At 40.7% G+C, this 24,226-nt stretch carries 37 protein-coding genes, 1 tRNA gene and 1 pseudogene; 8 read left to right on the forward strand and 31 right to left on the reverse strand.

The window, feature by feature from the left end:
• The 31 genes from rpmJ to FKZ43_RS01070 form a co-directional block, all read right to left on the reverse strand.
• Positions 1-117: a 50S ribosomal protein L36 gene (gene rpmJ / locus FKZ43_RS00920; RefSeq protein ID WP_140943989.1), complete on the reverse strand. Its 117-nt coding sequence runs from the start codon at positions 115-117 to the stop codon at positions 1-3.
• Between the two features lie 17 nt (positions 118-134).
• Entirely contained in the window at positions 135-353 is a 219-nt protein-coding gene (gene infA / locus FKZ43_RS00925) for a translation initiation factor IF-1 (RefSeq protein ID WP_140943990.1), read from the reverse strand.
• Positions 353-1,126, reverse strand: a complete 774-nt coding sequence (gene map, locus FKZ43_RS00930; protein WP_268904354.1) for a type I methionyl aminopeptidase — start codon at positions 1,124-1,126, stop codon at positions 353-355. Before map ends, infA begins: the two co-directional genes overlap by 1 nt.
• Positions 1,116-2,459, reverse strand: a complete 1,344-nt coding sequence (secY, locus tag FKZ43_RS00935; RefSeq protein ID WP_140943991.1) for a preprotein translocase subunit SecY — start codon at positions 2,457-2,459, stop codon at positions 1,116-1,118. Before secY ends, map begins: the two co-directional genes overlap by 11 nt.
• The gene (gene rplO / locus FKZ43_RS00940) at positions 2,456-2,920 is read right to left on the reverse strand and encodes a 50S ribosomal protein L15 (RefSeq protein ID WP_140943992.1); all 465 of its coding nucleotides are present in this window, start codon (positions 2,918-2,920) and stop codon (positions 2,456-2,458) included. Before rplO ends, secY begins: the two co-directional genes overlap by 4 nt.
• Positions 2,913-3,116 (reverse strand): 50S ribosomal protein L30, encoded by a 204-nt coding sequence (gene rpmD, locus FKZ43_RS00945; protein ID WP_140943993.1) that lies wholly within the window; start codon positions 3,114-3,116, stop codon positions 2,913-2,915. Before rpmD ends, rplO begins: the two co-directional genes overlap by 8 nt.
• A 15-nt stretch (positions 3,117-3,131) precedes the next feature.
• Positions 3,132-3,665 carry a 30S ribosomal protein S5 gene (gene rpsE, locus FKZ43_RS00950; protein WP_235894653.1) on the reverse strand — a complete coding sequence of 178 codons (534 nt, stop codon included), beginning with the start codon at positions 3,663-3,665 and terminating at the stop codon, positions 3,132-3,134.
• A gap of 21 nt (positions 3,666-3,686) precedes the next feature.
• Positions 3,687-4,064: a 50S ribosomal protein L18 gene (rplR, locus tag FKZ43_RS00955; protein WP_140943995.1), complete on the reverse strand. Its 378-nt coding sequence runs from the start codon at positions 4,062-4,064 to the stop codon at positions 3,687-3,689.
• Positions 4,065-4,140: 76 nt separating this feature from the next.
• Positions 4,141-4,680: a 50S ribosomal protein L6 gene (gene rplF / locus FKZ43_RS00960; RefSeq protein ID WP_140943996.1), complete on the reverse strand. Its 540-nt coding sequence runs from the start codon at positions 4,678-4,680 to the stop codon at positions 4,141-4,143.
• A gap of 16 nt (positions 4,681-4,696) precedes the next feature.
• Positions 4,697-5,092, reverse strand: a complete 396-nt coding sequence (locus FKZ43_RS00965; protein WP_140943997.1) for a hypothetical protein — start codon at positions 5,090-5,092, stop codon at positions 4,697-4,699.
• Between the two features lie 26 nt (positions 5,093-5,118).
• A complete protein-coding gene (gene rpsH / locus FKZ43_RS00970; protein WP_140943998.1) occupies positions 5,119-5,514 on the reverse strand; it encodes a 30S ribosomal protein S8 in 396 nt (131 codons plus the stop codon).
• Positions 5,515-5,536: 22 nt separating this feature from the next.
• Positions 5,537-5,722 carry a type Z 30S ribosomal protein S14 gene (locus tag FKZ43_RS00975; RefSeq protein ID WP_140943999.1) on the reverse strand — a complete coding sequence of 62 codons (186 nt, stop codon included), beginning with the start codon at positions 5,720-5,722 and terminating at the stop codon, positions 5,537-5,539.
• A gap of 23 nt (positions 5,723-5,745) precedes the next feature.
• Entirely contained in the window at positions 5,746-6,387 is a 642-nt protein-coding gene (rplE, locus tag FKZ43_RS00980) for a 50S ribosomal protein L5 (RefSeq protein WP_140944000.1), read from the reverse strand.
• 24 nt (positions 6,388-6,411) lie between these two features.
• Positions 6,412-6,732, reverse strand: a complete 321-nt coding sequence (gene rplX / locus FKZ43_RS00985; protein ID WP_140944001.1) for a 50S ribosomal protein L24 — start codon at positions 6,730-6,732, stop codon at positions 6,412-6,414.
• 21 nt (positions 6,733-6,753) lie between these two features.
• Positions 6,754-7,122, reverse strand: a complete 369-nt coding sequence (rplN, locus tag FKZ43_RS00990) for a 50S ribosomal protein L14 (RefSeq protein ID WP_140944002.1) — start codon at positions 7,120-7,122, stop codon at positions 6,754-6,756.
• A 15-nt stretch (positions 7,123-7,137) separates the two neighbouring features.
• Positions 7,138-7,443 carry a 30S ribosomal protein S17 gene (gene rpsQ / locus FKZ43_RS00995; RefSeq protein ID WP_140944003.1) on the reverse strand — a complete coding sequence of 102 codons (306 nt, stop codon included), beginning with the start codon at positions 7,441-7,443 and terminating at the stop codon, positions 7,138-7,140.
• Positions 7,443-7,661: a 50S ribosomal protein L29 gene (rpmC, locus tag FKZ43_RS01000; protein WP_140944004.1), complete on the reverse strand. Its 219-nt coding sequence runs from the start codon at positions 7,659-7,661 to the stop codon at positions 7,443-7,445. Before rpmC ends, rpsQ begins: the two co-directional genes overlap by 1 nt.
• A 23-nt stretch (positions 7,662-7,684) precedes the next feature.
• The gene (gene rplP / locus FKZ43_RS01005) at positions 7,685-8,104 is read right to left on the reverse strand and encodes a 50S ribosomal protein L16 (RefSeq protein ID WP_140944005.1); all 420 of its coding nucleotides are present in this window, start codon (positions 8,102-8,104) and stop codon (positions 7,685-7,687) included.
• A 25-nt stretch (positions 8,105-8,129) separates the two neighbouring features.
• Positions 8,130-8,774 carry a 30S ribosomal protein S3 gene (gene rpsC / locus FKZ43_RS01010; RefSeq protein ID WP_140944006.1) on the reverse strand — a complete coding sequence of 215 codons (645 nt, stop codon included), beginning with the start codon at positions 8,772-8,774 and terminating at the stop codon, positions 8,130-8,132.
• 15 nt (positions 8,775-8,789) lie between these two features.
• Entirely contained in the window at positions 8,790-9,164 is a 375-nt protein-coding gene (gene rplV / locus FKZ43_RS01015) for a 50S ribosomal protein L22 (RefSeq protein ID WP_140944007.1), read from the reverse strand.
• Between the two features lie 14 nt (positions 9,165-9,178).
• Positions 9,179-9,469: a 30S ribosomal protein S19 gene (gene rpsS / locus FKZ43_RS01020; RefSeq protein ID WP_140944008.1), complete on the reverse strand. Its 291-nt coding sequence runs from the start codon at positions 9,467-9,469 to the stop codon at positions 9,179-9,181.
• 16 nt (positions 9,470-9,485) lie between these two features.
• Positions 9,486-10,319, reverse strand: coding sequence for a 50S ribosomal protein L2 (gene rplB, locus FKZ43_RS01025; RefSeq protein ID WP_140944009.1), 834 nt, complete (start codon positions 10,317-10,319; stop codon positions 9,486-9,488).
• Between the two features lie 20 nt (positions 10,320-10,339).
• A complete protein-coding gene (rplW, locus tag FKZ43_RS01030; protein ID WP_140944010.1) occupies positions 10,340-10,630 on the reverse strand; it encodes a 50S ribosomal protein L23 in 291 nt (96 codons plus the stop codon).
• Positions 10,631-10,650: 20 nt separating this feature from the next.
• Positions 10,651-11,280 carry a 50S ribosomal protein L4 gene (rplD, locus tag FKZ43_RS01035; protein ID WP_140944011.1) on the reverse strand — a complete coding sequence of 210 codons (630 nt, stop codon included), beginning with the start codon at positions 11,278-11,280 and terminating at the stop codon, positions 10,651-10,653.
• 20 nt (positions 11,281-11,300) lie between these two features.
• Positions 11,301-11,927 carry a 50S ribosomal protein L3 gene (gene rplC, locus FKZ43_RS01040; RefSeq protein ID WP_140944012.1) on the reverse strand — a complete coding sequence of 209 codons (627 nt, stop codon included), beginning with the start codon at positions 11,925-11,927 and terminating at the stop codon, positions 11,301-11,303.
• A 20-nt stretch (positions 11,928-11,947) separates the two neighbouring features.
• Positions 11,948-12,259, reverse strand: coding sequence for a 30S ribosomal protein S10 (gene rpsJ / locus FKZ43_RS01045; RefSeq protein ID WP_140944013.1), 312 nt, complete (start codon positions 12,257-12,259; stop codon positions 11,948-11,950).
• A gap of 14 nt (positions 12,260-12,273) precedes the next feature.
• The gene (tuf, locus tag FKZ43_RS01050) at positions 12,274-13,485 is read right to left on the reverse strand and encodes an elongation factor Tu (protein WP_140944014.1); all 1,212 of its coding nucleotides are present in this window, start codon (positions 13,483-13,485) and stop codon (positions 12,274-12,276) included.
• A gap of 28 nt (positions 13,486-13,513) precedes the next feature.
• Positions 13,514-15,619: an elongation factor G gene (fusA, locus tag FKZ43_RS01055; protein ID WP_140944015.1), complete on the reverse strand. Its 2,106-nt coding sequence runs from the start codon at positions 15,617-15,619 to the stop codon at positions 13,514-13,516.
• A 40-nt stretch (positions 15,620-15,659) separates the two neighbouring features.
• The gene (gene rpsG, locus FKZ43_RS01060; RefSeq protein WP_140944016.1) at positions 15,660-16,127 is read right to left on the reverse strand and encodes a 30S ribosomal protein S7; all 468 of its coding nucleotides are present in this window, start codon (positions 16,125-16,127) and stop codon (positions 15,660-15,662) included.
• 7 nt (positions 16,128-16,134) lie between these two features.
• A complete protein-coding gene (gene rpsL / locus FKZ43_RS01065) occupies positions 16,135-16,521 on the reverse strand; it encodes a 30S ribosomal protein S12 (RefSeq protein ID WP_140944017.1) in 387 nt (128 codons plus the stop codon).
• A gap of 86 nt (positions 16,522-16,607) precedes the next feature.
• Positions 16,608-16,680, reverse strand: a tRNA-Lys gene (locus FKZ43_RS01070).
• A 142-nt stretch (positions 16,681-16,822) separates the two neighbouring features.
• On the opposite strand from FKZ43_RS01070, the gene dnaX reads away from it, so the two are divergent.
• The 8 genes and pseudogenes from dnaX to FKZ43_RS01110 form a co-directional block, all read left to right on the forward strand.
• Positions 16,823-18,508, forward strand: coding sequence for a DNA polymerase III subunit gamma/tau (gene dnaX / locus FKZ43_RS01075; RefSeq protein WP_140944018.1), 1,686 nt, complete (start codon positions 16,823-16,825; stop codon positions 18,506-18,508).
• Positions 18,509-18,560: 52 nt separating this feature from the next.
• Complete coding sequence (locus tag FKZ43_RS01080; RefSeq protein ID WP_219916497.1) at positions 18,561-19,487, forward strand: PorV/PorQ family protein; 927 nt, start codon at positions 18,561-18,563, stop codon at positions 19,485-19,487.
• A 20-nt stretch (positions 19,488-19,507) separates the two neighbouring features.
• Complete coding sequence (bshB1, locus tag FKZ43_RS01085) at positions 19,508-20,251, forward strand: bacillithiol biosynthesis deacetylase BshB1 (RefSeq protein ID WP_140944020.1); 744 nt, start codon at positions 19,508-19,510, stop codon at positions 20,249-20,251.
• 17 nt (positions 20,252-20,268) lie between these two features.
• Entirely contained in the window at positions 20,269-20,616 is a 348-nt protein-coding gene (locus tag FKZ43_RS01090; protein WP_140944021.1) for a hypothetical protein, read from the forward strand.
• Positions 20,582-20,956: a methylglyoxal synthase gene (locus FKZ43_RS01095; protein WP_140944022.1), complete on the forward strand. Its 375-nt coding sequence runs from the start codon at positions 20,582-20,584 to the stop codon at positions 20,954-20,956. Before FKZ43_RS01090 ends, FKZ43_RS01095 begins: the two co-directional genes overlap by 35 nt.
• A gap of 72 nt (positions 20,957-21,028) precedes the next feature.
• Complete coding sequence (locus tag FKZ43_RS01100; protein WP_140944023.1) at positions 21,029-21,934, forward strand: proline dehydrogenase family protein; 906 nt, start codon at positions 21,029-21,031, stop codon at positions 21,932-21,934.
• 21 nt (positions 21,935-21,955) lie between these two features.
• On the forward strand, positions 21,956-23,638 hold the full coding sequence (gene hutU / locus FKZ43_RS01105; protein ID WP_140944024.1) for a urocanate hydratase: 1,683 nt from the start codon (positions 21,956-21,958) through the stop codon (positions 23,636-23,638).
• A gap of 21 nt (positions 23,639-23,659) precedes the next feature.
• Positions 23,660-24,226: pseudogene (locus tag FKZ43_RS01110) on the forward strand (SAM-dependent DNA methyltransferase); the annotation flags it as partial.

Consider the following 24,226-nt stretch of genomic DNA (forward strand, 5'->3'; position numbering starts at 1 on the left):
TTAACCTTGCCTTTGTTTGTGCTTTGGATTCTTTTTGCAAACAACTCTAACAACGCCCTTGCGCTTGATAATCCTGCAGTGCTCACAAATTTTTTTAACAGAGGAGCGAACTTTCATAGTCTCATCCCAAAGTTTTATTTGTACCTATAAACTATCCTTCCTTTCGTTAAGTCATATGGAGAGAGTTCAACCTGAACTTTATCACCAGGCAAAATTTTTATAAAATGAATTCTCATTTTTCCTGAAACATGAGCTATAACTTCGTGTCCAGTGTCAAGCTTCACCTTAAAAGTCGCGTTCGGCAACGCCTCCAAAACCACTCCATCAACTTTTATGCCCTCCTGTTTCGCCATCACAAAGTTAAAATCTCTGGTTTTCCTTTTCTAACAACGATTGTATGTTCAAAATGAGCCGATGGTAAGCCATCAAGCGTGTAAACAGTCCAACCATCGCTTCCAAAGTAAACTTGCCAAGTTCCGGCATTCACCATCGGTTCAATCGCAAGCGTCATACCTTCACGCAATTTAATGCCCTTCCCTTTTTGTCCAAAGTTTGGGACCGCTGGTTCTTCGTGTAATCTTTTACCTATACCATGCCCAACAAGGTCCCTGACAACAGAAAATCCCTGCGACTCAACATAATTTTGAATTGCATAACCAATGTCAAAAAGATGATTTCCATCAACCGCCTGTTCAATTCCAATGTAAAGCGCCTCCTCAGTAACCTCCATTAATCTTCTTTTTTCTCCATTCACATTACCAACGGCAAATGTCCTAGCAGCGTCACCATAAAATCCATTTTTATAAGCACCAACATCTATTGAAACTATCTGACCTTCGCGCAAAACTTTATCGCTTGTTGGAATCCCGTGAACGACTTCGTCATCAATTGAAACACAAATCGTTGCCGGATAAAGATTTTTCTTATCAAACCCGTATCCTTTAAAAGCAGGTTTTGCACCTTGTGAAAGTATGAAATCCTCGGCTATTTTATCAAGTTCATATGCTGAAACTCCCGGTTTTATGTACTTGCCCAACAATCTCAATGTATCCGCAACTATTTTACAAACCTCTCTCATCAAATCTATTTCCTTTTCACTCTTTATGCTCACTCCCTTAATAGCCAACTCTACTTTTTATTCTACCTGTTTTCATAAACCCATCATAATGACGCATCAAAAGATATGTCTCAATTTGCTGAAGTGTATCAAGTGCAACTCCAACAACTATCAACAAGCTTGTCCCACCAAAGAAAGAAGCCATCGTCGGTGAAACTCCGAGTCGGATCATAAAACCAGGCAATATTGCTATTACTGCAAGAAATATCGCTCCCGGCAGAGTTATCTTCGTGAGTATATTATCAATGAAATCAGCGGTATTCTTCCCAGGTCTTATCCCCGGGATAAATCCACCCTGTTTTCTCATCGTGTCAGCTATGTCTTGCGGATTAAAAACAATCGCTGTATAAAGGTAAGTGAAGAAAATCACAAGCAACGCATAGATAAAACTATACCAGAAAGATGTATAATTAAAGTTTGCTGCAAACTCTTGAAGCGATTCACTCTGAGGGAAAAAGGTTATGATAGTGCTCGGCAAAAACATAACCGATTGAGCAAAAATTATAGGCATTACACCTGCTGCATTAACTCTAATTGGGATATACTGGGTCACGCCACCATAAACTCTTCTTCCCACAACCCTTTTTGCATATTGAACAGGAATTCTACGCGTCCCAGTGGTGACGAGTATGACAAGAGCTACAACCAAAACCATTCCAGTGATTATAAGCAACTCTTCAATTATACTCCTTGAGCCAGTTTTTATCATTTGAAATTCTTCAAGCAAAGCGTTTGGGAAACGAGCGATTATTCCAACGAAAATTATCAACGAGATACCATTTCCGATTCCTCGTTCTGTGATTTGTTCACCAAGCCACATTATAAAAATTGTCCCGGCAGTTAAAATAAAAACCGTACTTATAATAAACCCAATACCTTTAACTGCCTCTGGAACTATCGGAAGTCCTCCTGGGGTTGTCATATTCATCAATCTTATGCTCACTCCCCATGCTTGCAAAGCAGCAACTAAAACCGTTCCCTGTCTTGCATATTGTTCAAGTTTTCTGCGACCTTCTTCACCTTCTTGCTGTAGCTTTCTAAAATATGGAACAACAGCACCAAGCAGCTGCAAAATAATCGCAGCACTTATATAAGGCATTATCCCAAGCGCAAAAACAGCAGCGTTTTGAAAAGCGCCTCCCGCAAAAAGATCGTATAGTGCAAAAAGTGAATTTTGTGATTGACTCCTTATCACCTCGGCGAGAAGCGATGCATCAACACCAGGCAAAGTTATATGGGCTCCGACTCTGACAACCGCAAGCAAAGCAATAGTAAAGAGAATCCTATCACGAAGCTCCTCAATCTTGAAGATGTTTCTGAGATTTTCAACTAATTTACTCATAGTTTCAACGCCTTGCCTCCTATTGCTTGTATCTTTTGTAATGCTGATTTACTGAAAGCGTGCGCTGAAATTTCAAGAGCAACTTTTAATTCTCCATCACCAAGTATCTTAACCGGAAGCGTTCTCTTTGAAACAGCTCCAACTTCATAAAGCAACTCTGGCGTAACCTTCGCATCGGGCGAAATTTTACCTTTGTCCACCAACTCCTGAAGACGACCTAGATTCACCACTTGGTACTCAACTTTAAATGGATTTCTAAAACCTCTCTTTGGTATCCTCCTTATAAGTGGCATTTGACCGCCTTCAAACCAAGCGGGTATGCTAGCACCAGACCTTGACTTTTGCCCTTTATGTCCACGAGTTGATGTACCTCCGTGCCCAGAACCTTGTCCCCTTCCGATCCTTTTCTCTTTTTTCCTTGAACCGGGTGCTGGCTTTAAATTGCTCAAGATATTAGGCATTTTCTCCTCCGTCTTCTATTTCTTCTACAACTACAAGATGTTTAACCTTATTTATCATACCACGAATCACAGGCGAATCATAATGAATCACCGTTTTGTGCGGTTTACCAAGTCCAAGTGCCCTTATAGTCCTGCGCTGTTTCTCTGGAGTTCCGATTATACTTCTCACTTGTGTGATTTTAAGTTTTTTCGCCATCTTGCAAAACTCAGTTTAAATTTTTACAAGTGAATCAGATTCAAAAAGCTCTTTTAATGTCATACCTCTTTTTCTTGCCATCGTGTGAGCGTCAATCATACTGCTCAAAGCCTTGAGAGTTGCTTTTGTAGTGTTGTGCGGATTTGTCGAGCCGAAACATTTAGTTAAAACATTTTGCACACCCGCAAGTTCAAGCACTGCTCTTACGGCTCCACCAGCGATTATACCAGTTCCCGGAGCAGCCGGCTTAATTAGAACTTTTGATGCGCCAAATTTCGCAACTATCTCATGAGGAACAGTCCCATTTACAATTGGAACTTCAATTATATTTTTCTTCGCATTTTCGCTCGCCTTTTGGATAGCATCAGTAACCTCACGCCCCTTACCAAGCCCAACACCCACATGTCCATTTTTATCTCCAACAACAACAATAGCACTAAAACGGATTCTCTTACCACCTTTAACGACTTTCGCAGTCCTATTAATTGCAACAAGCTTTTCCTTTAAACCTTCAAGCTCCGATGGTTTAACTTTTTTTACCTTCGGCAATTTCCCAATTTCAATTTTGTTTTAAAATATCAAACCACCTTCACGAGCTGCTTCAGCAAGCGCTTTAACTCGCCCGTGATATTTATAACCATTTCTGTCAAAAACAACTTTAGTAATTCCTTTCTCAAGCGCCTTTTTCGCAAGAGCTAAACCAACAATTCTGCTAACCTCTGTCTTTGTCTTCACCTCTTTAACCTTATCTCTTATCTCCTTTGACAAACTTGACATTGCAACAAGCGTATGACCCTTCGTATCGTCAATTATTTGCGCATAAATATGTTTTAAACTCCTATAAACCGACAATCTTGGTCTTTCTGGTGTCCCGAAAATTTTTGACCTAACACGCTTGCGAATTTTCTCCCTGCGAATCTTCTTCTTTTCAAATTCTCGCTTTATCATCTGTTAAATTTAACCAATTTTATTTTAAATTCCGAACGAGGTTACGCCCTGAAAAGGACCCGCCTCGTTCATCAAACTACTTACCAGCTGACTTTCCTGCCTTCATTCTTATAACTTCGCCCTCGTAGCGAATCCCTTTGCCTTTGTATGGCTCAGGGGGTCTGAAAGAACGAATTTTCGCCGCAACCTGCCCAACAAGTTGCTTGTCAATACCACTTACAACTATATTCGTCGGCTGCGGAACCTCAACCTTCACACCATCAGGTGGAATAAAAATTATCGGATGGGAATAACCCAGATAAAGAACCAACGCCTTCCCTTTCAACTCAGCCCTGTATCCAATGCCGACTATCTCAAGCTTTTTAGTATAACCTTCCGTGACCCCAACAATCATATTATTTATCAACGATCTCCACAATCCATGAAGCGCCTTATCAATTCTCGTATCGCTTTTCCTCTTAACCAAAATTTGATCAGAACTAATTTCAACCTCTATCCTCGGATGAACTTGAGCTGTAAGCTCACCTTTGGGACCTGAAACCTTTATAACGCCATTGCTTTTTTCAACCTTGACACCTTTAGGTATCGGTATCGGCTTCCTACCAACTCTTGACATTTTCTTAACCGAAAATTTATTTTAAACCAAAACTTAAGATTTCCCATATCACAGCTACAACTACCGCTGTATATGCGATTGTTGTCCCGACCATCCGCCTGATTAAACTTACCTTTGAACTTTCTATCCTATCTATCAACCCGTTTCTCAAAGCCTCATTCTCATCTTTCAATCCACCCCTTGAAGATTCAATCTCACTTCTCACAAATTCAATTCTTCCTATTAAATCACTCTTTGTCATTTCCATTCTCTCAATCATCTCGCTACGCAAAGTTCCGATTTTCTCCATCAAATCTGTTTTATCCCTTTCCGTCTTTTCATATAAAATTTCTCTGACATCGCTTATCACTCCATCATATAAACCTTCAAGTCGCGAGACCCTTTCTGCTAATTCTTCAAGTGTAGTTGACATTGAAATTTCTCACTTGTTTTTACTTTTCACCAAACATAACATATAACTTCTCCGCCGACTCTCTCCTTCCTCGCACGCCTATCGGTCATAACTCCTTTTGAGGTTGACAGAATAGCAATCCCGAGTCCATTCAAAACCCTCGGAATTTCCTCAACACCAACATAAATCCTTCTTCCCGGTTTACTAACGCGGACAAGGTTCGTAATTGCTGGCTCACCGTCCTCTGCGTACTTCAAATAAATCCGCAAAATTCCTTGTTTCCCATCTTCAATAACCTCATATCCATTTATAAACTTTTGCTCAAGCAAAATCTGAGCTATCGCTCTCTTAAGCTTTGAAGAAGGGGCTTCAACAACCTTATGTCTTGCTCTAACAGCATTTCTAATTCTCGTCAGGAAATCCGCAATTGGATCTGTCATCATAGATTCCTTAAACTGTTAATTTTTACCAACTTGCTTTTCTAACGCCAGGGATTTTCCCCTCAAGCGCTAATTTTCTAAAACAAATCCTGCAAAGCCCGAACTTTCTGTAATAACCTCTAGGTCTTCCACAAATTGAACAACGATTTCTTTTTCTCACCTTATACTTCGGTTCTCTTTTCGCCTTTTGAATTGATGCCTTGCGTGCCAAATTAATCTCTTTAAATTTTGTTTTTATGCAACCGCTTTCTCTTCAACAACAACTTCCCGTTTCCTAAACGGCATACCAAACAATCTCAACAGCTCATACGCCTCTTCATCTGTTTTCGCAGTCGTAACAATAGTAATATCCATTCCGAAAATCCTCTCAACTTCATCAACATTTATTTCAGGGAAAATTATATGTTCCTTAATCCCAAGGGTATAATTCCCTCTCCCATCAAACGATTTATCCGACAAACCGCGAAAATCCCTTATCCTCGGAATAGCTGCATTTATCAATCTATCAAGGAACTCATACATACGCTCGCGCCTCAAAGTTACCTTGCATCCAATAGCCATACCAGCTCTTAACTTAAAGTTTGAAATTGACTTCTTTGCTCTTCTTATAACTGGCTGTTGTCCGGTTATCTTCGCTAACTCTTTCATCGCCATCTCAAGCAATTTCGGGTCCTGGGTTGCTTGACCAACTCCCATATTGACAACAATTTTAACAAGGCGAGGAACTTGCATCACACTCTTATAGCCAAACTTCTTCATCATCTCAGGTATTATGACATCACGATACAATTTCTTCAACCTCGGGACAACTTTTTCCTGAGTTTCCTCAACTTCTTGTATTTCTTGCTCTTGTTTTTTCTTTTTTTCCTTTGCCATCTTTCAAAATCCTAAATTTTTTAATTAAAACATTTCACCACACTTTTTACAAACTCTCATCTTTGCCTTTTTACCGTCACTTGAGACAAGTTTTGTATGACCAACCCTTGTCGCCTGACCGCACTTTGGACATACAAGCATCACATTTGAAACATGAATTGGTGCCTCCATTTCAATTATTCCACCCTGCGGATATTTCGGCGACTTTCGCACATGCTTTTTAACAATGTTCACACCCTCAACAAGGACTCTTTCCCTTTCGGGGAAAACTTTTAAAACTTTACCAATTTTACCCTTGTAATTTCCAGCGATTACTTTTACAACATCGTTTTTCTTAATGTTCATCCTCTCCCAAAAATTAAATTTTTATATGACTTCAGGTGCAAGCGAAATAATTTTCATAAACTGCTTCTCCCTTAACTCCCTCGCAACGGGTCCGAAAATTCTTGTTCCTCTCGGCTCACCATATTTGTCAAGTAAAACAACAGCGTTTTCATCAAATCTGACATATGAGCCATCCTTTCTTCTTATTTCCTTTTTTGTACGAACGACGACAGCCCTTGTCACTTCTCCTTTTTTAATTGGCGCTCCTGGGATTGCGCTCTTGACTGAGACAACTATTATGTCTCCAACCGTTGCTGTTAATCTTTGATGTTGACCTATAATTCCGATGCAACGGACCTTCTTAGCGCCTGAATTATCCGCCACCACAAGGTCAGTTTCTCTTCTTATCATAGCAAATCCAGAATTTTATTTTGCCCTTTGGATTATTTCAACAAGACGCCACCTTTTATGCCTGCTCAAGGGTCTCGTTTCCATGATTTTAACAATATCACCGATATTACACTCGTTGTTCTCATCGTGTGCCATAACCTTCGTCGTCCTCACATAAACCTTTTTATAAAGTGGGTGCATAACTTTCCTTTCAATAGCAACAACTATCGTCTTATTCATCTTGTTACTGACAACTCTCCCAATTCTAACTTTCCTTTGTCCTCTCTTCGGTTTCTCAGGCTGTGTTTGCTCCTGTTGTTCTTGAATTCTCTCTTCGCTCATCAAGCAACCTTACTTTTTGTTTTCTCCCTTTCAATTTCTCTCTCCCTTAAAATTGTCTTCATCCTCGCTATATCTTTGCGTATCATCTTAAAGCGATGTGGTTTCTCAAGTTGACCTAATGCTTTCTGAAACCTCAAATTAAAAAGTTCCTCCTCCAACTCCTTTATCCTTTGCTTTATTTCCTCATCGGAAAGCTGTCTTATTTCACTTGGTTTCATCTCAATGTTATAAAATTTTATTTTTAACCGCCTGTTTCCATTCTCGCAACAAACTTCGTCTTTATAGGCAACTTATCAGCTGCAAGTTTCAATGCTTCCTCAGCCACATCCCTGCTAACTCCACTGATTTCAAACATTATCCTACCTGGTTTTACAACAGCGACCCAACCTTCAACATTTCCTTTTCCCTTTCCCATACGTGTCTCAGCTGGTTTCTTTGTGTATGGTTTATCTGGGAAAATTCTAATCCAAATCTTTCCGCCTCTTTTTAATGTCCTTGAAATTGCAACACGAGCCGCTTCTATCTGCTTATTTGTGATCCAAGCTGGCTCAAGCGCCTTTAAGCCGTAATCTCCAAAAGCAAGGGTTGAAGCCCGATATGATTTACCCTTCAAACGACCTCTCTGTTGTTTCCTATATTTAGTCCTGCTTGGCATTAACATAACCTTAAAACCTCACAAATTAATTTTAACGAAGTTGAACTCTCTTTCCTAAAACCTCTCCCTTGAAAATCCAAACCTTAACACCAATTTTCCCATAAATCGTCAACGCTTCTGCAATTGCAAAATCAATGTCCGCCCTTATCGTATGCAGTGGAACTCTTCCTTCAAGATACCACTCACTTCTTGCAATTTCAGCCCCAGCCAATCTTCCCGAACACATCACCTTAATTCCCTGTGCTCCCATCCTCATAGCAGCTGTAACTGCTGCTTTCATCGCCCTCCTATAAGAAACCCTGTTTTCAATTTGAGCTGCTATCGCCTCAGCCACAAGGTAAGCATCAAGTTCGGGACGCTTAATCTCAACAACTTCAATTTTAACTTCCTTTTTGGTCAAATGCTTCAACTCCGCCTGCAATTCGTCTATATCTTTTCCACCCTTACCTATAACCATTCCCGGTCTTGACGTATGAACCTTAATCTCAATTTGCCTTGTCTTCCTGTCAATTATAATTCTTGAAACACCGCTTCTTTTGAGACGAGCCCTCAGGTAATTCTGAATCATTATATCCTCTTGAAGCTTTTCAGCGAAGTTCTTATCATCAAACCAATGAGCATCCCAATCCCTTATGATTCCAAGCCGAAAACCTATCGGGTGTGTTTTCTGTCCCAAGACGCCTCCACCTTGCTACTTTGTTTTTGATTTGTTCTTTTCTCTTTCAGATTTTTCAGCAACAACTATAGTCAAATGATTGCTTCTTCTTCTGATGATATAAGCCCTCCCAAATGGAGCTGGCAAAATTCTCTTCAACATTGGTCCAGGGTCAACATATGCTGCTTTGACATAAAGGTCCGATAAATCAACTCTCCTTTCTGTCTCCTTGTTCATGAAATTCGCAACCGCAGAGCGTAAAACTTTTTCCGCAATTTTAGCCGCGCGCTTCGGAGTGTAATGTAAAATGTTCAATGCCTCATCAACTGACTTACCTCGTATAAGGTCAATCACAACTCTCATCTTCCTTGGAGAAGATGGTATATACCTTGCCACTGCCTTCGCTTCCATTTCTATGTCCGAATTTACTTTTTCATTTTACTTGCTTTTTCCGCCTTTGTCCCAGGATGACCTCTAAAGGTTCGCGTTGGAGCAAACTCACCGAGTTTATGTCCAACCATATTTTCGGTTATATAAACTGGAATGAACTGTTTCCCATTGTGAACCGCAAATGTAAAGCCAACGAATTCCGGGATTATAGTGCAATCACGCGCCCAGGTCTTTATAACTTTCTTCTGACCCGTCTTTAACATCTCTTGAACTTTCTTTAAAAGTTTCTTATCAACATAAGGACCTTTTTTAAGCGAGCGAGCCATATTCTAAAAGTTCGGTTTATTTTTTCTTTCTCCTTGCAACAATATATTTATCCGACGCCTTGTTCTTCTTTCTTGTTTTCTTTCCCTTCGTATGCCAACCCCAAGGTGAAACCGGATGCGGATTTCCTTGTGGCGCTTTACCCTCACCACCTCCATGAGGATGATCAACCGGGTTCATCGCAACACCACGAACATAAGGTCTTCGCCCAAGCCAACGAGCCCTACCAGCTTTACCTATAGTTATATTCTCATGATCAAGATTTCCAACAATTCCAATCGTCGCATAACAATTCAAATGAATCTTCCTTAATTCACCCGATGGCAAACGCAACAGGGCGTAATCTCCCTCCTTCGCCATAACCTGCGCATATGTGCCTGCACTTCTTGCTATCTGCCCACCCTTACCGGGACGAAGTTCAACATTGTGAACAAATTCACCCACAGGTATATTTCTCAACGGAAGCGCATTACCAACTTTTATCTCAGCATCCGGTCCAGACATAACCATGTCTCCAACCTTCAAGCCATCCGGTGCAATTATATATCTTTTCTCACCATCAACATAATGCAGAAGCGCAATCCTCGCACTTCTATTCGGATCATATTCTATAGCCGCAACCTTCGCCGGTATCCCAATTTTATCTCTTTTGAAATCAATTATCCTGTACATCCTCTTATGACCACCGCCACGATGCCTTACTGTAATTCTTCCTTGATTGTTCCTTCCAGCATGCTTCTTTAAAGGGACAACAAGCGATTTCTCCGGCTCGGTCTTTGTTATATCAGAAAAATCCGAAACAGTGTAAAACCTTCTTCCCGGAGTTGTTGGCTTAAATGATTTTACTGGCATTCCAATAGCTCCTCAATTTTTTAAATGTTCTCAAATATATCAATCTTATACCCTGGCTCAAGCACAACAATTGCCTTCTTCCAATCCCTACGCTTTCCTTCAAATCTCCCTCGCCTTGTCAACATAAACTTCCTCTTTCCCTTAACGATCATAGTACGAACCTTCTTAACCTTAACATTAAACCTTGCCTCAACCTCTTTCTTTATCTCAATCTTATTAGCATTCATCGCAACCTCAAAGACATACTGATTGTTCTCCCTCAAAATCGTTGATTTCTCCGTAACTATAGGTCTAATTAAAACACTTGGCATTTTCTCTCAAAAATTAATTTTCACTCGGTAAATGTACTTTGCAAAACATCAACAGCGCTTTTTTGAATCAAGATCATTTGATTGTTCAAAATATCATATGTTGATGCCTTGTATGCTTCAAGGATATTAAGCCCTGGTATATTTCTCCCGGACTTATAAACATTAACATCTGTCTTCGCTGTCAAAAGCAAAACCTTTTTATTCAAAAGATTGAACGCCTTTAAAATCTCAATCATTTGTTTCGTTTTTGGCTGTTCAAATGTAAAGTCCTCAACAACTATAATTTGTTCATCTTTAAGCTTATACGATAGAGCCGACTTTCGTGCAAGCTGTTTAACTTTCTTCGGCAAATCCAGGGAATAATCCCTTGGAACGGGTCCGAAAACAGTTCCACCTCCAACCCACAAAGGCGATCTTATTGAACCAGCCCTTGCTCTACCTGTGTGCTTCTGTGGCCAGGGTTTCCTGCCACCGCCTCTGACTTCACCCCTAGTTTTCGTCTTATGTGTCCCTTGCCTTTGATTAGCAAGATATGCCTTGACAGCAAGATATATCGCATGGTCATTTGGCTTTATCTCAAAAATATCGGGTCTTAATTCAACAAATTCACCCGTTCTCGTTCCGTCAATTTTATAAACCTCAATCTTCATCCCAATTTTTCACTTACTTTTTAAGTTAACTTAACTACCTTGACATAACTATTCTTCGCCCCCGGGACAGAGCCCTTAACAACAAGCAAATTCGCATCCGGTATCACCTCAACAACTTCAAGATTTCTCACCGTGACTTGCTCGTCTCCCATATGTCCTGCCATTCTTTGACCTTTAAATGTATGTGACGGGAAAGAGCTTGAACCAACTGAACCAGGAGCTCTATGTCTATCACTTTGACCGTGCGTTTTTGGACCCCCACCAAAACCATGTCTTTTGACAACTCCTTGAAAACCTTTACCTTTTGAGCGACCAGTAACCTTAACGATATCACCAACAGCAAAAATATCTTCAACCCTTATCTGATCGCCCGGCTTATACTTCCCTATATCAAAACCCTTAAACTCCTTTAGAACCCTCAAGAAAGGCGCACCTGCTTTCTTAAAGTGTCCTTGCAACGGCTTTGTGGTATGCTTCTCTTTCTTAAGTTCAAAACCAAGCTGTAACGCTTCATAGCCATCTTTTTCTTTCGTCTTCACCTGAACAACATAACAAGGTCCAACTTCAAGCACGGTACATGGTATAGCAACGCCATTTTCACCAAAAATTGTAGTCATCCCAAGTTTTTTCCCTATTAAACCGACCATTTTCTCAGAAATCATTTTTTTTATGTCTTTATCTCTACCTCAACACCAGCTGGCAAATCAAGCCTTGTCAAAGCGTCCATCGTCTTAGCGTTCCAACTCAAAATATCAATCAAGCGCTTATGCGTTCTTATCTCAAACTGCTCTCGCGATTTCTTATCAACATGTGGAGACCTTAAAACAGTAAAGACCGAGCGCTTTGTCGGCAGGGGTATAGGCCCTGAGACAATAGCGCCCGTCTTCTTTACCTCCTTAACTATCTTCTCGGCTGACTTGTCAATTAGACGATGATCGTATGATTTCAGCTTTATTCGGATTCTCCTTTGCTGTGCCATCTTTGGAAATTTTTTTATTCAAGTATTTTTGTTACAACACCTGCACCAACCGTCTTACCTCCTTCACGAATAGCAAACCTCAATCCTTCCTCCATAGCAACCGGAGCAATCAACTCTATCGTCAACCTCACATTATCTCCTGGCATAACCATCTCATAACCCTCTGGCAATCCGACAATCGTCCCAGTGACATCCGTCGTCCTAAAATAAAACTGTGGTCTATAACCCTTATAAAACGGAGTATGACGACCGCCCTCTTCTTTTGAGAGAACATAAACCTCTGCCTCAAACTTCGTATGCGGAGTTATGGTTCCAGGTGCAGCTATGACCATACCGCGCTCAAGTTCGTCTTTTTCAATACCACGCAAAAGCAAACCAACATTGTCCCCAGCAATCGCTTCATCAAGTTCCTTGCGGAACATTTCAATACCAGTGACAACCGTTTTCTTATGCTGTCCCAAACCGACAACTTCAACCTCATCACCGAGTTTAACTCTTCCTCTTTCAACACGTCCTGTTCCAACCGTCCCACGGCCAGTGATTGAGAAAACATCTTCAACAGGCATAAGGAACGGCTTATCAATATCGCGCTGTGGCAACGGGATATAGTTATCAATTGCATCAAGCAGTTGATAAATTGGCTGTAGATCAGGATGATCGGGTGTCGTCTCGGGCTTCATACCCGCCTCAAGCGCCTTCAATGCACTACCCCTGATAACAGGAACCTCATCGCCCGGGAACTCATACTTTTTCAAAAGGTCTCTTACCTCAAGCTCAACGAGGTCAAGAAGCTCAGGGTCATCAACCATATCAACCTTGTTCATAAAGACAACGATATATGGAACATTAACTTGCCTAGCAAGAAGGACATGTTCTCTGGTCTGAGGCATAACACCATCATTTGCAGCCACAACGAGAATAGCACCGTCCATCTGTGCTGCTCCAGTTATCATGTTCTTAATATAGTCGGCGTGACCTGGGCAGTCAACATGGGCATAATGTCTCTTTTCAGTTGAATACTCAACATGGGAAACAGCTATAGTAATTCCACGAGCCCTTTCCTCAGGAGCATTGTCAATTGATTCAAATGGCCTTGGCTGAGCAAGTCCTTTCTTCGCAAGCGCATAAGTTATCGCAGCGGTGAGAGTTGTCTTACCGTGATCAATATGACCTATTGTTCCAACATTAACATGAGGTTTGTCCCTTACAAATTTCTCCTTCGCCATAACTCCTTCTCTCCTTAATTTTTAGTTTTTAAACATTTAAAGTTTCTTTAGTTTTGCCTTTGACTTTTTCTATTAACATGTCGGCAATCTGCTGAGGCACTTCTTCGTAATGATGGAATTGCATCGTATAAATTGCCCTACCTTGAGTAATTGATCTCAATCTTGTAGCATAACCGAACATCTCAGCAAGCGGAACAAGCGCCTTTACAACCTGACCATCCTTTCTCATATTTATACCCTCAATTCTCCCACGTCTTGAATTCAAATCACCAATGACATCACCAAGATATTCATCCGGAGTCACTACTTCAACTTCCATTATTGGCTCAAGTAGCACGGGTTCAGCCTGCTTTGCAGCTTCTTTGAAGGCAATTGACGCTGCTATCTTAAAGGCGAGATCAGAAGAATCAACTTCGTGATATGAACCGTCAAACAAAGTAACTTTAACATCAACAACTGGATATCCAGCAATTATGCCGTTTTGCATCGCCTCTCTTATGCCTTGATCAACAGCAGGTATGAATTCCTTAGGGATTACTCCACCAACAATAGCATCAATAAATTCATATCCTTTGCCACGATTTGGTTCAATTTCAATCCACACATGACCATACTGACCGCGACCACCTGTCTGACGAATAAACTTACCTTCAGCCCTTGCCTTCCTGCGAATCGTCTCTTTATAAGCAACCTGCGGTTTTCCTATATTTGCCTCAACTCTGAACTCACGCCTTAATCTATCAACTATAATTTCAAGATGAAGCTCACCCATACCGCTTATCAAAGTTTGACCTGTCTCTTCGTCAACCGTGACTCTAAAGGTTGGGTCCTCATCCATAAGTTTTGAAAGCGCCTCACCAAGCTTATCCTGGTCAGCTTTCGTCTTAGGCTCAATAGCAACTGAAATAACCGGCTCCGGGAATTCCATCCTTTCAAGCAAAATGGGGTCATCCTCCGAACAAAGTGTATCCCCAGTCTTTGTATTTCTTAAACCAACTAAAGCAACGATATCACCAGCATACGCTTCTTCAACATCTTCCCTATGATTGGCGTGCATCCTTAAAATTCTACCAACACGCTCCTTTTTACCTTGCGTAGAATTATAAACATATGAACCCGACTTCAGCGTCCCGGAATAAACTCTTATAAATGTTAATTTTCCAACATAGGGATCAGTCATTATCTTAAAAGCAAGAGCTGTAAACTTTTCATCGTCTGAAACTTGTCTCACTACTCTGTCATCTTTAAATGGATGATGCCCAATTACCTGCCCATTATTTATGTCAAGAGGTGAAGGCAAATAATCAACAACAGCGTCAAGCAACCTTTGTATCCCCTTGTTTTTAAACGCAGAACCACAGAGGACAGGCACTATCTTGAATTCAAGCGTTGCCTTTCTAATTGCACTTTTAATCTCCTCTTCGCTTATCTCCTCACCATCAAGATACTTTACAAGCAAAGTATCATCAAATTCAGAGACCGATTCAAGCATTTTAGTTCTATACTCAACCGCCATATCAACGAGCTCTTTCGGTATATCAAACTCCTCCCAGGTAGATCCAAGCGTTTCTTCTTTATAAACAACCGCCTTCATTTTTATTAGATCAATTATACCTGTAAATAGCTCACCCTGACCCATCGGCAATTGTATCGGGACGGGATTTGCACCGAGTCGCTCACGGATCATATTGACAACATTAAAGAAATCGGCACCAACCCTGTCCATTTTATTCACAAAGGCAATCCTCGGAACGCGGTACTTATTTGCTTGTCTCCAAACCGTCTCGGATTGTGGTTCAACTCCACCAACAGCACAAAAGAGCGCAATCGCACCATCAAGCACACGAAGAGAGCGCTCAACCTCAACCGTAAAATCAACATGTCCGGGTGTATCTATAATGTTAATCCTATGCCCCCTCCAAAAGCATGTTGTAGCTGCACTTGTAATCGTTATACCGCGCTCTCTTTCCTGCGGAAGGAAATCCATCGTCGCTGAACCCTCGTGAACTTCACCCATACGGTGAATTCTTCCAGTATAATAAAGAATCCTCTCGGTCGTAGTTGTTTTACCCGCATCTATATGCGCCATTATACCTATATTTCGCGTCTTCTCTAACGGATACTCCCTTGGCATAAAATTAATGGCTCACCTCGTAAATTTTGTTTTTAAAATTTCACCACCTAAAATGAGCAAATGCCTTATTTGCCTCAGCCATCTTATGTGTATCTTCACGCTTTTTGACAGCCATACCTTCATTCCTTGCAGCAGCCATCAACTCCTCAGCAAGTTTAACCATCATCGGCTTACCCTTTCTTTCGCGAGCATATTGAACAATCCATCTCAATGCCAAAGAGATACTCCTTTCTGGTCTAACCTCTATTGGAACTTGATATGTAGCTCCACCAACTCTGCGTGGTCTTACTTCAAGAACTGGCTTTACATTTTCAACGGCTTTTTTGAAAACCTCAAGAGGGTCCTGACCCGTCTTTTGTCTTATTATTTCAAAAGCGTTATACACAATCTTCCTTGCTATGCTTTTCTTCCCATCGCGCATGACCTTATTTATCAACTTTGCAACAAGCACATCACCATATTTTGGATCCGGTGCTATTTCTCTTGGCTCAGCTCTTCTCCTTCTCATGATTTAATTATTGCCTTTGTTGTTCTTTTGGCCTTTTCGCTCCGTACTTAGAACGACCTTGTTTGCGCCCCTCAACGCCAGCTGTATCAAGAGCCCCACGTATTATATGATACCTCACCCCAGGCAAATCCTTAACTCTACCTCCACGAACCAACACAATTGAGTGCTCCTGCAAATTGTGCCCTTCCCCAGGTATATAAGCGATGACCTCAATTCCATTTGTCAATCTAACCTTTGCAACTTTTCTAAGAGCTGAATTCGGCTTCTTCGGCGTAGTCGTATAAACCCTCACACATACACCTCTTTTTTGAGGACAACCCTGCAAAGCAGGGGATTTACTCTTCCATTTGACTTTTTCTCTGCCGTACCTTATTAATTGATTGATCGTCGGCAAAACCTACTCCTCAAATTTTATTTTTACAAGTTTCAAATTTAGCAAAAAAAATTAACATTAGCAAATTGATTACAAATTAAAGTTCGTGCACCACCCGGGACTCGAACCCGGAACCCACGGATTAAGAGTCCGTTGCTCTACCAGTTGAGCTAGTGGTGCAAACCTCTGATGAGGCGGTTTAAAATATAAAAAATTTTTCAAACAAAATCAAATTGAAATTACCCAGCCACTTAAAAAAATCTTCTTGAAAGAAAAACCAATTGTTCTTATATTAAAACAAAAATAATCCAACGACACAATAATGAGCTATCTCGTCACAGCAAGGAAATGGCGACCAACCAAGTTCGCCGAGGTTGTCGGACAGGAACATGTCACAGCAACACTTCTTAACTCGCTTAAACTTGGAAGAATTGCCCATGCCTATATCTTTGCCGGTCCAAGAGGGGTCGGGAAAACAACAGTTGCAAGAATACTTGCAAAAGCAATCAATTGCCTCAACCCGCAAAATTATGAGCCATGCAACGAATGTGAAATGTGCCTTGAAATCTCAAACGGACGCAGTATTGATGTGCTTGAAATAGACGGCGCCTCTAATAGAGGTATTGACGAAGTAAGAGACCTGCGTGAATCAGTAAGATATACACCTACAAAGGCAAAATACAAAGTTTATATCATTGACGAAGTCCATATGCTTACAAAAGAGGCTTTCAACGCTTTACTCAAAACCCTTGAAGAACCGCCCCCACATATTTTATTCATCTTCGCCACAACAGAACCACATAGAGTTCCACCAACAATTCTATCAAGATGCCAAAGATTTGACTTCAGAAGAATTGAAATAAACAAGATAATTGAACGCCTGAAATTAATATCCCAACAGGATAAAATTGAAATTGACGACGATTCCCTCTTCACCATAGCCAAAAAAGCGAATGGATCACTCAGAGATGCACTAAGCATATTTGATCAAGTCGTCTCGTTCTGCGGTGAAAAAATAAAGTTTGAGGATGTCTCAAAAGCACTCAACATAATTGACCAGGAAATTTTCTTTAAAGTTACGGATTTAGTCAAAAACAAAAATATAAAAGCTGGATTTGAACTTGTTGATGAAATCGTAAAACTTGGCTATGATTTCCAAGAGTTTTTAAGTGGTCTATCTGAACATCTGCGCAACTTCCTCGTTGTCAAGACGACAAACTCATCCGAGCTAATTGAAGCAACGGAATACTATAAGAACCGTTACCTTAATGAATCTAAAAGTTTTAACGAAGCGGATATATTAAGAATGCTTAAAATTGTGAACGAGGCGGAGATGACGATAAAATGGTCACCTCAACCGAGATTAAAACTTGAAATGGTTTTAACACAACTTGCAACATTAGATAGCACGGTTAAAATCCAAGAATTAATTTCAAAGATTGAAGACCTTGAAAGGAGGATAAACTCTGGAAATTTTAATTTCCCCCCTAAAGGGGGACAATCCTCAGATGAAGTGGTAAATCAACAGAAAGAAAAAACAACCTCTCAACAGGGGATTATACTTGAAGACCCGTTATACGGATATGAACTCAAACCGATAAAACCTCAAACATCGCAAGGGCAACTTAAAATTGATGAGCAAACAGCGCTGAACTTACTTCGTCAGAAATGGGATGAAATTGCAAAAGAAGCACAACAATATAATCTAAATCTCGCATCGTCGCTCAAACTTTCCTATCCGATTGAAATAAAAGAAAAGCGACTTAACATTGGTGTTGCTGGTGAAATTTACAGCGATTGGATAAAAAAGAACATAAAATTCATCCATCAAAAAGTAAAAGAAATATGCGGTGTTGAACTTGAAATAAAAACATCAATATGCGACATTGAAAAGTTCAAAGAGGATGTCGTAAATATCAACCCCGAATTAAAATTAAAAAAACTCATGGATGAATCCCCTATCGTCAAATCAATCATTGAAAACCTCGGTGCAAAACCGATTGATTAATAAATTTATCTGCCTTTTTCTCTTATCCCTCACATCTTTAAGCGCCGGGGAATTGAAATTTTCAAAGTATGCCAGTGAATTTATGTCAATTGGAATTGGCGGAAGAGCTCTGGGCATGGGAAATGCATTTACAAGTGTCGCAAACGATGTAACCTCAGGGTATTGGAACCCAGCAGGGCTTGCTGACCTAGTGGCAACTCAAATAATACTTATGCACGACGAAAGGTTCGCAGGAATAGTAAATTATGACTACATCGGTCTTGGGTTCAAACCTTCCTATGTGTACTCATTCGCCATCTCAATTATAAGGGTTGGGGTTGATGATATACCCTACACTGAGAATTCATTCATTGATAACAACGGCAATGGAATCTTTGACCCAGATGTTGATCGCCTTGACCCAGAGAAATTCTCATTTGTCTCATCATCCGACTGGATTGTCTTGACATCATTTGCAAAAGCTATAAATGATAGATTTTCAATTGGAGCGAGCGCAAAGCTTATCTACAGAAAAATCTCAAAAAACACAGGGATTGGCTTTGGATTTGACTTCGCATTAAAATACAAAATCTCAAAAACTTCAATCGGTTTGGTCTTAAAAGATGCAACTTCAACTTTGATATCCTGGGACACCGGGAGAAATGAACTTACCACACCGTCGCTTATCTTTGGTGCGAGCACCGAGCTTGAACTTTTATGGGGGAGATTCACACCAGCATTTGATTTAGTTTTCAGATTTGAAGGTAGAAACAAGACCGCACTTTTAGGCACAAACTTTGCAAGCGTTGACATAAACGCCGGGGTTGAATACATATATAAAGATGTGATCGCGGTGAGATTCGGATACACAGAAAATAAAGAACTCACACTCGGCACAGGTCTTAAGTTAAATCGGCTTGATATTGACTACTCATTTGCAAAATTTAACAGTGAACTTGGAAACACACATCGTATTTCTGCTAAGTTCTCATTGCATTAAAAATAAAGCTACCGAAAACGATGAAACTTTTTGCCCTTGCAGTGGCTGCACACCCAGATGATATAGAGTTAAGTTGTAGCGGAACGATAATCAAATTAACAGATAAAGGTCTCCCTGTTGGAATACTTGATTTAACGCGTGGGGAACTTGGCACAAGGGGAAATGAAAAGATAAGGAAAAAGGAGGCAAAAGAAGCTACGAAACTTATGGGCGTAAGCATAAGGGAAAATCTTGCTCTCCCGGATGGAAAAATACAAGTCACGATGGAGAACAAGATTGAAATAATAAAAATCATCAGAAAATTCCAACCCGAGATAATTTTTTCACCATATTGGATTGAAAGGCATCCAGATCACGAAAACACAAGCCGACTTGTCCGCGAGGCATGGTATCTTTCCGGGCTTGAAAAATTCAAAACAAAATTTAACGGCAAAATTCAAGAGCCATACCGACCGAAGAAAATCTTTTTCTATGTTCAGTATTTTTACCAGCAATTCATCCCGAACTTGATAATTGATATATCCGAAGTATTTGAACGAAAGATCAAGGTGATTGAATGTTATAAATCACAATTTTTCAACCCGAATGTCAATCTGAAAGAAAAGGAAACGCTTTTGAGCACGCCCGACTTCAAAGAATATCTTATAGCAAGGGCGAGATTTTTCGGAGAAATGATCGGGAGAAAATATGGGGAACCATTTTTGACACTAAGCCCAATCGGGTTAAATGGAATTGATGAGGTCGTTTTACCAATAAGAAGTTAAACAAAAAGAGTTTTAAATTGAAACTTGAAGAACTGCTCGGACTTATAAATGTGCTGTTTTACTTACTACACTTTACAATTTTTTTCATCATAACACGAAGTAAATACAAAACCAGTGGTTTAAATTCAGCCCTTCTGATTTTGTTCTTCCTGCTTATAATTTTTTTCATCTCATTTCAAATCGGGAGTTTTTTAGGGCAGTTGCCTCTGCTTGGGAAAGATATGACAACAAGGTTGAAAGCAATACACGATACTTTAAGCATAACGATTGGGACGATAATTGAAACACCAATATGGTTTGCCTTTCTGAAAAAGAAAAAAGAAAAGGCAGATGAAACAACGAACGATAGCACTAATAGCACATGATAGGAAGAAGGCGGACATGGTAGCTTTTGCGACGAAGAATAAAAGGAAACTTGAAAAATTTAAACTCATTGGGACTGGGACAACCGCAAAAATAGTAAAGGAAAAAACAGGTCTAAATGTAAAGGCGTATCATTCAGGACCTTATGGAGGTGATGTTGAGATCGCAGCGCTTGTCGTCAAAGGGAAATGCGATGTTGTTATATTTTTGCACGATCCACTTGAACCTCATCCACACGACCCAGATATAAAGACACTTATGCGCGTTTGCGATGTATACAATGTCCCGCTCGCGACTAACCTTACAACAGCTGAAATAATTTTAAACTCAATCACCAAGTGAATAGCCAAGTTTGATTTTTTTAATTTTGAAAGTTAAATTTTTTTGGCTTAACAAATAAAAATTCAGTTCATCATGAACCCATTAAATGAGCTCATCGTTCGCACCCTGCCTCTCGTCCCAAGAAGGATTGTTCGCCACTTCGCAAGCAGATATATTGCAGGGGAGAAAATTGAAGACGCAATTCAAACCGTGAAAAAACTCAACGAACAAAAGAAACTCGCAACAATTGATGTCCTGGGTGAAAACATCACCACCGAGACCGAAGCAACCGAAGCTCTAAAAACTTACAAACTCGTCCTTAAAACGATAAAGGACTTCAACCTTGACTCAGACCTGTCAATCAAACTTACACAGCTTGGTTTGAAACTTGATTTTGAATTTTGTTATGCGAATGTTGAAGAACTTGTCAAACTGGCGAAAGAATATAACAACATCGTTGAAATTGATATGGAGGACTCATCAACTACGGATGCGACGCTTGAAATTTACAGAAGATTGAAATCAAAATTTGATAATGTTGGTGTCGCAATTCAAGCATATTTAAAACGAAGTGAAGAAGATATAAAATCACTTTTACCGCTAAAACCGAGGATAAGGTTGTGCAAGGGAATTTACATTGAACCTGAAACGATCGCTTACAAAAAGAAAGAACTCATCAATCACAACTTTAAACATCTCTTAAATCTGCTTCTCCAAAGCGACGCATATACCTGTATCGCAACACATGACGATGAGTTGATAAACGAAGCATATCACTTGATCAGAAAGTATGACCTGAAAAATGAACGCTTTGAATTTCAAATGCTTCTAGGTGTAAGACCAGAGCTTGGGAATAAAATCGTCTCAGATGGGTATAAACTCAGAATATATGTTCCCTTCGGTGAGAAATGGTATGCTTATTCAATGCGTAGGTTCAGGGAAAATCCGCAAATTGCAGGTTATGTCTTCAAAGCGATCTTCACAAGAAATTCATTCTAAATTTACGGGAGGTGAAAAAATATGACAGAAGTTTTAAATCAAATTCAGGAAATTGATGTTAAAAACATCCGCGCTCCCAGGGGAAACACTTTGATCTGTAAAGGTTGGGCTCAAGAAGCAGCTCTAAGGATGTTAATGAACAATCTTGATCCAGAAGTTGCTGAGAAACCTGAGGAACTCATCGTCTATGGTGGGACTGGAAAAGCTGCAAGAAATTGGGAATGTTTCCGCGCCATAGTTAACAGTTTGATAGAGCTTGAAAATGATGAGACGCTTTTAATTCAATCTGGCAAACCGGTTGGGATTTTCAAAACGCATGAATTCGCCCCGAGGGTTTTAATTTCAAATGCGATGCTTGTCCCGGCTTGGGCAACTTGGGATGAGTTCAGACGGCTTGAAGCGCTTGGTTTAACAATGTATGGACAGATGACAGCTGGAAGTTGGATTTACATCGGGACACAAGGGATTTTGCAAGGAACTTATGAGACATTTGCAGCTTGTGCAGACAAATATTTTGGAGGAACACTGGCTGGAAGATTTCTTCTAACATCTGGGCTTGGTGGGATGGGCGGTGCTCAACCTCTTGCAGCAACGATGAACGGAGCTTCTTTCCTCGGAGTTGAAGTTGACAGAAAAAGAATTGAAAGACGACTTCAAACTGGATATCTTGACAAGATGACCGATAATCTTGATGAGGCACTTGAAATCGTTTTAAAAGCAAAGGAAAAGAAAGAAGCGATATCAGTCGGACTCGTCGGAAACGCTGCGGATGTTCTCCCGGAAATTTTAAGAAGGGGAATAATTCCTGATATCGTAACAGATCAAACCTCGGCTCACGACACGCTCAATGGTTATGTCCCAAACGGCATACCGTATGAAGAAGCGCTTGAACTTCGCAAGAAAGACCCGCAAAAGTATATCCAAATGGCGAAACGCTCAATCGTTGAACATGTCAAAGCAATGCTTGAATTCAAAAGAAAAGGTGCCATCGTTTTTGATTACGGAAACAATATAAGAGGTGAAGCTTACGCAAACGGTGTTAAAGATGCGTTTGAAATACCCGGATTCGTCCACGAATTTATAAGACCCCTTTTCTGCGAGGGGCGAGGTCCATTTAGATGGGTTGCATTAAGCGGTGACCCTGAAGACATCTATGCAACTGATGAAGCGGTGATAAAGACATTTCCGGAGAATAAATCGCTTGTGCGTTGGATTCAGAAGGCACAAAAGCATGTCAAGTTTCAGGGGCTTCCTGCAAGGATATGCTGGCTTGGATACGGCGAAAGGGCAAAGATGGGAAAGATTTTTAACGAGATGGTAAGAGCAGGCGAAGTAAAGGCACCAATCGTAATAGGGCGAGACCATCTTGACACTGGTTCAGTTGCGTCCCCAAATCGTGAGACCGAGAAGATGAAAGACGGCAGCGACGCAATCGCCGACTGGCCAATACTTAATGCACTATTAAACGCTGTAGCCGGGGCAAGCTGGGTAGCCGTTCATCACGGCGGTGGTGTTGGAATAGGCTTGTCAATTCACGCCGGAATGGTCGTAGTCGCCGATGGGACAAAAGAAATGGAAATACGACTTGAAAGGGTCTTAACAACCGACCCAGGGCTTGGAATTGTCAGACACGCCGACGCTGGATATGAAAAAGCAATTGAAATAGCAAAAAAATTCGGAATAAAAATACCAATGCTGAAATAAACCTACAAAACACACTTGCAAATGGAAGCCAAACCCAATTTAGACGAACTCATAAGCAGATACTCTACTAAAATTTTTCGGGAATGCGAAAAACTATCTTCAAGCGGTGTTAATGAAACCGAGTTTCGTCAACCGATTGACCATATGCTTGAGGATTTTTGTGCTGAAGCGAGATTAAATCCATTGGCTCGTTCTGAGTATACCCTTGCAACGGGACGAGCCGATGCCGTCTTCAACCGCTTGGTCATTGAGTATGAGCGACCGGGGACACTTTCTGATCGGCTTGCTCATCAGGCAACTGCTCATGCTGTTGACCAGGTTAAAAGATACATTTCGGGGCTTGCACAGCGACAACGCCACGAGCTTACACGCATGGCAGGCGTTGTATTTGACGGTCGCTACATCATCTTCGTCCGCTACCGAATGGGTGATTTCGCTGTGGAACGACCCGCTCCCACTACGAAAGAGTCGCTGGAGCGTTTTCTTCGGTGGCTTGCCAGCACCGCCTCGGGAATTGCACTGACGGCTGAAAACCTGAACCGTGACTTTTCCATTGAGCAACTTCGGACGCAAAACATTTTGCGAGCT

This window comes from Candidatus Thermokryptus mobilis, from assembly GCF_900070205.1.
Classification (GTDB): Bacteria; Bacteroidota; Ignavibacteria; order Kryptoniales; family Kryptoniaceae; genus Kryptonium; species Kryptonium mobile.

What these genes read in the sequence shown, in the direction of transcription:
- dnaX (WP_140944018.1), top strand. Translation starts at nt 16,823, where the DNA reads ATGAGCTATCTCGTCACAGCAAGGAAATGGCGACCAACCAAGTTCGCC.
- rpsQ (WP_140944003.1), bottom strand. Translation starts at nt 7,443, where the DNA reads ATGAGCGAAGAGAGAATTCAAGAACAACAGGAGCAAACACAGCCTGAG.
- infA (WP_140943990.1), bottom strand. Translation starts at nt 353, where the DNA reads ATGGCGAAACAGGAGGGCATAAAAGTTGATGGAGTGGTTTTGGAGGCG.
- rpmC (WP_140944004.1), bottom strand. Translation starts at nt 7,661, where the DNA reads ATGAAACCAAGTGAAATAAGACAGCTTTCCGATGAGGAAATAAAGCAA.
- rplD (WP_140944011.1), bottom strand. Translation starts at nt 11,280, where the DNA reads ATGAAGATTGAGGTTTATAAAATTGACGGAACGAGAACGGGTGAATTT.
- rpsH (WP_140943998.1), bottom strand. Translation starts at nt 5,514, where the DNA reads ATGATGACAGATCCAATTGCGGATTTCCTGACGAGAATTAGAAATGCT.
- rpsS (WP_140944008.1), bottom strand. Translation starts at nt 9,469, where the DNA reads ATGGCTCGCTCGCTTAAAAAAGGTCCTTATGTTGATAAGAAACTTTTA.
- rplB (WP_140944009.1), bottom strand. Translation starts at nt 10,319, where the DNA reads ATGCCAGTAAAATCATTTAAGCCAACAACTCCGGGAAGAAGGTTTTAC.
- rpsJ (WP_140944013.1), bottom strand. Translation starts at nt 12,259, where the DNA reads ATGGCACAGCAAAGGAGAATCCGAATAAAGCTGAAATCATACGATCAT.
- rpsG (WP_140944016.1), bottom strand. Translation starts at nt 16,127, where the DNA reads ATGAGAAGGAGAAGAGCTGAGCCAAGAGAAATAGCACCGGATCCAAAA.
- hutU (WP_140944024.1), top strand. Translation starts at nt 21,956, where the DNA reads ATGACAGAAGTTTTAAATCAAATTCAGGAAATTGATGTTAAAAACATC.
- rplF (WP_140943996.1), bottom strand. Translation starts at nt 4,680, where the DNA reads ATGTCAAGAGTTGGTAGGAAGCCGATACCGATACCTAAAGGTGTCAAG.
- fusA (WP_140944015.1), bottom strand. Translation starts at nt 15,619, where the DNA reads ATGCCAAGGGAGTATCCGTTAGAGAAGACGCGAAATATAGGTATAATG.
- rpmJ (WP_140943989.1), bottom strand. Translation starts at nt 117, where the DNA reads ATGAAAGTTCGCTCCTCTGTTAAAAAAATTTGTGAGCACTGCAGGATT.
- rplP (WP_140944005.1), bottom strand. Translation starts at nt 8,104, where the DNA reads ATGTTAATGCCAAGCAGGACTAAATATAGGAAACAACAGAGAGGTCGT.
- rplC (WP_140944012.1), bottom strand. Translation starts at nt 11,927, where the DNA reads ATGGTCGGTTTAATAGGGAAAAAACTTGGGATGACTACAATTTTTGGT.
- rplN (WP_140944002.1), bottom strand. Translation starts at nt 7,122, where the DNA reads ATGATAAGAAGAGAAACTGACCTTGTGGTGGCGGATAATTCAGGCGCT.
- rpmD (WP_140943993.1), bottom strand. Translation starts at nt 3,116, where the DNA reads ATGGCGAAAAAACTTAAAATCACACAAGTGAGAAGTATAATCGGAACT.
- rplE (WP_140944000.1), bottom strand. Translation starts at nt 6,387, where the DNA reads ATGGCAAAGGAAAAAAAGAAAAAACAAGAGCAAGAAATACAAGAAGTT.
- rplV (WP_140944007.1), bottom strand. Translation starts at nt 9,164, where the DNA reads ATGGAAGCGAAGGCAGTGGCAAGGTATATACCATCTTCTCCAAGGAAG.
- bshB1 (WP_140944020.1), top strand. Translation starts at nt 19,508, where the DNA reads ATGAAACTTTTTGCCCTTGCAGTGGCTGCACACCCAGATGATATAGAG.
- FKZ43_RS01095 (WP_140944022.1), top strand. Translation starts at nt 20,582, where the DNA reads ATGAAACAACGAACGATAGCACTAATAGCACATGATAGGAAGAAGGCG.
- rplX (WP_140944001.1), bottom strand. Translation starts at nt 6,732, where the DNA reads ATGAACATTAAGAAAAACGATGTTGTAAAAGTAATCGCTGGAAATTAC.
- FKZ43_RS01100 (WP_140944023.1), top strand. Translation starts at nt 21,029, where the DNA reads ATGAACCCATTAAATGAGCTCATCGTTCGCACCCTGCCTCTCGTCCCA.
- rplW (WP_140944010.1), bottom strand. Translation starts at nt 10,630, where the DNA reads ATGCCAAGTGTTTTAATTAGACCTATAGTTACGGAGAAATCAACGATT.
- tuf (WP_140944014.1), bottom strand. Translation starts at nt 13,485, where the DNA reads ATGGCGAAGGAGAAATTTGTAAGGGACAAACCTCATGTTAATGTTGGA.
- rplO (WP_140943992.1), bottom strand. Translation starts at nt 2,920, where the DNA reads ATGCCTAATATCTTGAGCAATTTAAAGCCAGCACCCGGTTCAAGGAAA.
- secY (WP_140943991.1), bottom strand. Translation starts at nt 2,459, where the DNA reads ATGAGTAAATTAGTTGAAAATCTCAGAAACATCTTCAAGATTGAGGAG.
- FKZ43_RS00965 (WP_140943997.1), bottom strand. Translation starts at nt 5,092, where the DNA reads ATGTCAACTACACTTGAAGAATTAGCAGAAAGGGTCTCGCGACTTGAA.
- rplR (WP_140943995.1), bottom strand. Translation starts at nt 4,064, where the DNA reads ATGATAAAGCGAGAATTTGAAAAGAAGAAGATTCGCAGGGAGAAAATT.